7 protein-coding genes are annotated in these 5557 nt (G+C 63.6%); 2 read left to right on the top strand and 5 right to left on the bottom strand.

The window, feature by feature from the left end; translation table 11 throughout:
- The coding region (locus WBF82_RS20865) for a RibD family protein (protein ID WP_424384835.1) at positions 1 to 281 on the top strand (281 nt) is incomplete at its 5' end.
- A 290-nt stretch (positions 282 to 571) separates the two neighbouring features.
- Here the strand turns inward: WBF82_RS20865 and WBF82_RS20860 are convergent.
- From WBF82_RS20860 to WBF82_RS20840, 5 genes are all read right to left on the bottom strand, one after another.
- The gene (locus WBF82_RS20860; RefSeq protein ID WP_424384834.1) at positions 572 to 1144 is read right to left on the bottom strand and encodes an RDD family protein; all 573 of its coding nucleotides are present in this window, start codon (positions 1142 to 1144) and stop codon (positions 572 to 574) included.
- Positions 1145 to 1318: 174 nt separating this feature from the next.
- Positions 1319 to 1705 (bottom strand): hypothetical protein, encoded by a 387-nt coding sequence (locus WBF82_RS20855; protein ID WP_424384833.1) that lies wholly within the window; start codon positions 1703 to 1705, stop codon positions 1319 to 1321.
- Between the two features lie 261 nt (positions 1706 to 1966).
- On the bottom strand, positions 1967 to 2800 hold the full coding sequence (gene mddA / locus WBF82_RS20850) for a methanethiol S-methyltransferase (RefSeq protein WP_424384832.1): 834 nt from the start codon (positions 2798 to 2800) through the stop codon (positions 1967 to 1969).
- Positions 2801 to 2854: 54 nt separating this feature from the next.
- A complete protein-coding gene (locus tag WBF82_RS20845) occupies positions 2855 to 4402 on the bottom strand; it encodes an MFS transporter (RefSeq protein ID WP_424384831.1) in 1548 nt (515 codons plus the stop codon).
- Positions 4399 to 5112, bottom strand: a complete 714-nt coding sequence (locus WBF82_RS20840) for an LppX_LprAFG lipoprotein (protein WP_424384830.1) — start codon at positions 5110 to 5112, stop codon at positions 4399 to 4401. Before WBF82_RS20840 ends, WBF82_RS20845 begins: the two co-directional genes overlap by 4 nt.
- 92 nt (positions 5113 to 5204) lie before the next feature.
- Between WBF82_RS20840 and WBF82_RS20835 the strand changes: the two genes are divergently transcribed.
- Positions 5205 to 5557: riboflavin synthase (locus tag WBF82_RS20835; RefSeq protein WP_424384829.1), on the top strand; the 353-nt coding region annotated here is incomplete at its 3' end.

Here is a 5557-nt window from a genome sequence, read left to right as displayed (position 1 = left end):
GGACGATGGTGATCCGCACCCGTGATCCGGCCGAAGTGCTCAAGGCGTTGTCGGATCGCACCGATGTGCTGCTTGAGGGCGGACCCACGCTCGCGGGGGCGTTCCTGCGTGCGGGGGTAATCGACCGCATCCTGGCCTACGTTGCGCCGATCCTGCTCGGCGGACCGATCACCGCGGTTGACGACGTCGGCGTGCCCAGCATCGCCCGCGCGCTGCGGTGGCGCTATGACGGCATCGAGCGCGTCGGGCCAGATCTGTTGCTCAGCCTGGTACCCCGCTAACTCCCTCAGCTGCGCCTGCGTGTCAGCTGGGTAGCCCGGCTTTGATGACGGAATCCTGCTTCTGGCCGATGATGGCGAAGTCGGGCGGTACGGGATCGTCTGGTTTGCCGTCGAATTCGAGCGTTACGAATGCCCAGGGTGCCGAAGAACTCGCGGAGATATTACGCAGGTGGCTGGGTCACATGGACGCTGGTCCACTGCCGATATGGAGCTGCCGCTGCTGCTGCAGGCGTCGGCGGAGCACCTCGGCTACTCGGACTAACGAACGCGCGTAGAGAGTTTCGATCGCGTCAGGTAATCGGAACGCAGACCGTCGACATGATCTTGTCCGCCAGTGTCTGCCGCTTGGCATCCCATAGAGGGAACAAGTAGCCGAGTCCGCAGATGGCCGAGTCCACGATGTGCGCGAGCTGACGCACGAACGACATCCCGAAACCGATGGGCTGGCCGGTGGCCTCCGAGACGACCTTGAACTTCAGCACCGACTTGCCGACGCTCGAGCCCGTCGTACCCTGTCGATAGCCCCAGTTCCAGATCGCATATGCGAGCACGCCAAGCCACGCCAGGAACATAACTGCAATCCCGACACCGGAAGACGACGAGGAGCAAGCTACCCCGTTGCCGTCGGGATTGGTGACGCAGGAGTTGTTACCGGTGCCGATCCCGATGCCAAAAGCGATCCCGTAGGCGACCGCCACCGGTATGGCGTCAATAAGGTATGCGCCGACACGTTGGATCCATGAGGTGTACGCCTCGGTGGGCAGCGCCGCCGCGGGTGGTCCCATCGCCGGCGCCGGATATCCACTACCGGGTGGTGGCGGCACAGGGTTACCTGGCGGTGGCATGGGCGGTTGTTGTGTCATGGCATCTTCCTAGGTCACGTTGAACTGCTCGCAGATTGGCGAGCTTCAGTGACCATGAGATTAATGGTTTGGGCCGATGACGGTGACGTTATAAGCAAATACAAATATGGCTTGTATAAAAAGTCCACCGGCCGCAATTGTGAGACCTGGTTTGGCCCGTAAAGGCTCAAAGGCTCAATAGCCGACCGCCGCCACGTAGCCAACCAAGCCAAGGACTTCAGCGGCTATGGACAACACCAAAGCTGCTGCCGCGAAGGGCCAGCCCGACCGCCGTCGAACAATTCGGAGGATGGCCACGACGGCACCGAGGACGACGAGGGCAGCCGCTGCCGATAATCCAACCGTGATCGACGTAAACGCCCGGTCTGCGCTGCAGGTTTGGGCGGGGCAGTAGTCGGTGAAGGCCATGACGAATAACTCCATGCAGGCGGCACCGGCCCAGACAAAGGCGCCGAGGACCAACAGCACGGTCGTCGCCACCACATCCGATTTATCGGTCGGCCGCTTGGGACTGGGTGCAGTGGGAGGGAGCGCGGCGAGATTGGGATAGCCCGATGCCATGGGGACACGATAGTGAATGAAACACGCAACAATCAGCCTTTGATGCTGCGGCATGAAAGTTCCAATTCCAATGCCGACGCATATTTGGCTCCCTGCGCGGCATGACAAAAAACAGGCGGCAGCCGATGAAATGAACCAGGGGAGCCGCGGTCCGAAAACGGTCTGAACGATCGGGCCGCCCGGAGGCGAGATTGGCTTCTATGTGCCGAATGTCGCGGATTGGATCAATGCGATCAGGACGGTCGGGTCGGCGCAACCGACCTAGCCGGTCGGACGGGTGCGTCGAGTGTGATCGCCCAGCCCTGGGATCAACATGGGGACGCGGCGACGGTAGTCGCTGTATTGCTCCCCGAATATGCCGACCAGGTCTCGCTCCTCGAATTGGACTGCTACCAAGATGTATCCGGTCGTCGCGGCCGCAAAGAGTAAGTGTCCCAACGTCATTCTCGGTGTGACCCAGAACGCGATCAGGAAACCGAGGTAAAGCGGGTGTCGCACTGCGCGGTAGAAAAGCGGCGTCGTGAATTTGTGCTCGGCAAGCTGCCGCCCCCGTAGCCGAGCGAACACCTGGCGCAGACCGAACAGATCGAAATGATCGATGAGAAGGGTGCTTAGCAGGACGATCGCCCACCCAACAAGGCCGATCGCCGTCAGCAACCCCGCCCAGGGCTGGGCGGTGACCCGCCAAACGTCGTAGGTGATGGGAAACCACGCCAGCACCAGAACGATCAGAACGATATTGGAAGCAAGCACATACGTCGATCGCTCTGCACTCGGCGGCACGATGCGGGTCCACAGCCGTTTGAATCCCTGCCTGGCCATGACGCTGTGCTGCACGGCGAACAGCGCGAGCAACGCCACGTCGATAACCACCGCGGTGACCGTCAGACTGCCGTCGCCCAGGCCGCCGCGATCGATGCTTTTGCCCACGATGTGCACGTTGCCCACCATGAAGTCTGCGTCGACGACGAACCCGATCAGATACAAGAAGGTCAGCAGGAAAATCAGGTAGGCAGCGACGCCGTAGGCCGCAATCAACACACCACCGGCAGAACTGCCGGACGGCCGGGAGGAGGTCCCATCGCTGGGCGCCACGTGGCGATTGTGCGCCGCTTTTCGGCCGAATACTGCGTTTGCGCGAAAAGCCCGCTAGACCCGGGGGCCGACGGGCTGCGCCTCATGCAGTTCGGGCTCGTCGGCATGGGTGCGACGGCTGCTGATCAGCAGCCCGAACACAGCTCCCACCACGCAGACGATGGCCGTCACCGTGAAGATGCCCCCGTACATCTGGGCGAACGACTGCCGGTAGAGGGTGGCCTGCGCCGCGATCCGGACCGCCAGGCTGGCGTCGGCCGGCACTTGTGCCGACAGCTTCGCAACGATGTGGGGGAGTTGATAAAAGCCCCACGCGCTCAGCGCTGCCACCCCGATGAGCATGCCTGTCATCCGGGCCACCACCACGGCAGCCGAGGCGATGCCGTGCTGCGCCGACGGCACCACCCGCAAGCTGGCCGACGTCAGCGGCCCGATCACCAGACCCAGCCCCAACCCGGCGATCACCAAGTCGGTGTCCAATGCCGGTAATGACAACACGCCAAAGATGTTGTGGTGCTGGTTCAGTAGATCGATCGACCACTTCGAGATCAGCCAGTAGCCGCCGGCCGCGATCAGCAGCCCGACGAACGCCATCGCCCGGTCGCCGACCTTGGTCGCGATCCAGCCGCCCAGCAGTGCGCCGATTGGCAGTGCGATCAGGAAACGCAGTAGCAGGATGGCCGCCTGGTCTTGCTCCTTGCCGAGCACGCCCTGGGCGAACAACTCGACATCGACGAGCGTCACCATCAGCGCCGCACCGGCACACAGTGACGCGCCGAGCGCCGACAGGAAGGGCCCGAAGCGTACCCCGGTGGGTTCGATCAGCTTGGTGCGCGCAAACCGCTCCCACACCGCGAAAAGCACGGCCGAAGCTATGGCCGCATAGATCAGCGGCGGTCCGTAGCTGGGCAGCACCTGCTGTCCGTTAGGCGAGGGGTTATACAGCCCGATCACCGCCAGGCCCAACGTGAGTGCCAGCAGCAGCCCGCCGACCAAGTCGATCTTTTCCGGGTCGGCGCTGCGATCGTGTGAGGGCAGGCTGAATTGGATCATTACCATCGCCGCCAGTGCCAGCGGCACGTTGATCCAGAAGACGTCCTGCCAGCGACTCGTCAGCCACACGATGAGGATGCCGTAAAGCGGGCCGAGCACGCTGCCCAGCTCCTGGGCGGCGCCGATGCCGCCGAGGATCCCGGCCCGGTTGCGCTGGCTCCACAGATCCGCACCCAGGGCGAGCGTCACCGGCAGCAGTGCGCCGCTGGCCACGCCTTGTATGGTGCGGCCGACCACCAACACATGCAGATCGGTGGACAGCGCGGTGACGACCGAGCCGATGATGAACGCGGCCAGGCTGACCTGGAGCAGCAGTTTGCGGCCGAATCGATCCGAGGCGCGGCCCAGCAACGGCATCGCGGCGATGTAACCCAGCAGGTACCAGGTGACGATCGGCGTGATTCGTTGCAGGTGGTTGATCGGGATGCCGATGGTGTTGATGATGTCGCGCATGATCGTGACCACGACATAGGTATCGAGGGCACCGAGCAGTACGGCGAGGCTGCCCGCGCCGATGGCGACTCCGCGGCCGGCGTGCGGTGTTGTCATCCGGCTACCGGGGGCTTGGTGACCTGCACGGGCGCGTTCCAGTTCGACAGCGTCATTTGGACGGAGTTGCCCGCGCTTTGGTCCAGCTTGGCCTGCACCAATTGGTGATCACCGTTTTCCTGGACCCACATTGTCGCCGGCAACGGCTGAGTCGCTTTCAGTTGCGGCGCAAGCCCATTGACCGCGTCGGCCGAGGCTTTCCCGGTGATCTTGACCGTGCTTTGCCCGTTGATGGTTTCGCGTGATTCCGCTTTGGGATTGCTGATGTTGGTCAACACGTTGGCCAGACCTGTGTTCGGGTTGAGGATCTCCGACGGGTCATAAATAGCGGACGCCGGACCGAAGCTTTCCCAGTGGCCCGGGGTCAGCGCCGCGTACAGGGTTCCGCCGTCGACCACGAATTGAGCATCGACAGCCGAGCCCAACACGGTGAGATTGGCGTCGCCTTTGGCCGCGGTGTCAGGTGCGGTGGTCAGGTCGCCGGTCAGCGTCTTGACCGGCAGCCCCTTGATCGTGCCGCTCACCGACAGCAGCAAGTGCACGCTCTTGACATTTCTGGTGGTCAGGTTGGACTTGGCGAGCAGCTGGGCCGCGTCCGGAAGCGGAGCGGTGGACTGCTTGGATGACGAGCAGCCGCCGACCAGAGCTGCGGCGATACTCAGGGCGGCGAGGACGGCGAGGATTGGGCCAATTCGGCGCGGCGTCGGCATACGTGCATCGTAGAGGGTGCCATTTAGCCGCCGGTGAAGCCCGAGGTAACGGCGACATCGCGCGCGGACGCCCGACTCATTAGCCTGAGGCGGTGTTCACCGGAATCGTCGAGGAGTTGGGTGAGGTAGTCGGCAAAGACGACCTGGGCGATTCGGCGCGCTTCACCATCCGCGGTCCGGTCGTTACCGCCGATGCCGGTCACGGCGACTCGATCGCCGTCAACGGCGTATGTCTGACGGTGGTCGAGGTGCTGCCCGAGGGGCAGTTCACCGCCGACGTGATGGGCGAGACGTTGAAGCGGTCCAGCTTGGGCCGATTGGCGGCCGGCAGCCCGGTCAACCTCGAACGGGCCGCGGCTTTGAACAGCCGACTTGGTGGCCACATCGTGCAGGGACACGTGGACGGCACGGGCAAGATCCAGGCCCGCACGTCCGCCGAGCACTG

Origin of the sequence: Mycobacterium sp., assembly GCF_049673265.1 — a bacterium.
Lineage (GTDB): Bacteria > Actinomycetota > Actinomycetes > Mycobacteriales > Mycobacteriaceae > Mycobacterium.
This window is presented reverse-complemented; position numbering and strand designations above follow the sequence as displayed.

Bases quoted from the DNA above. Each gene is read 5' to 3' on its own strand.
- WBF82_RS20860 (WP_424384834.1), bottom strand. From the start codon at position 1,144: ATGACACAACAACCGCCCATGCCACCGCCAGGTAACCCTGTGCCGCCA.
- WBF82_RS20855 (WP_424384833.1), bottom strand. From the start codon at position 1,705: ATGGCATCGGGCTATCCCAATCTCGCCGCGCTCCCTCCCACTGCACCC.
- WBF82_RS20845 (WP_424384831.1), bottom strand. From the start codon at position 4,402: ATGACAACACCGCACGCCGGCCGCGGAGTCGCCATCGGCGCGGGCAGC.
- WBF82_RS20840 (WP_424384830.1), bottom strand. From the start codon at position 5,112: ATGCCGACGCCGCGCCGAATTGGCCCAATCCTCGCCGTCCTCGCCGCC.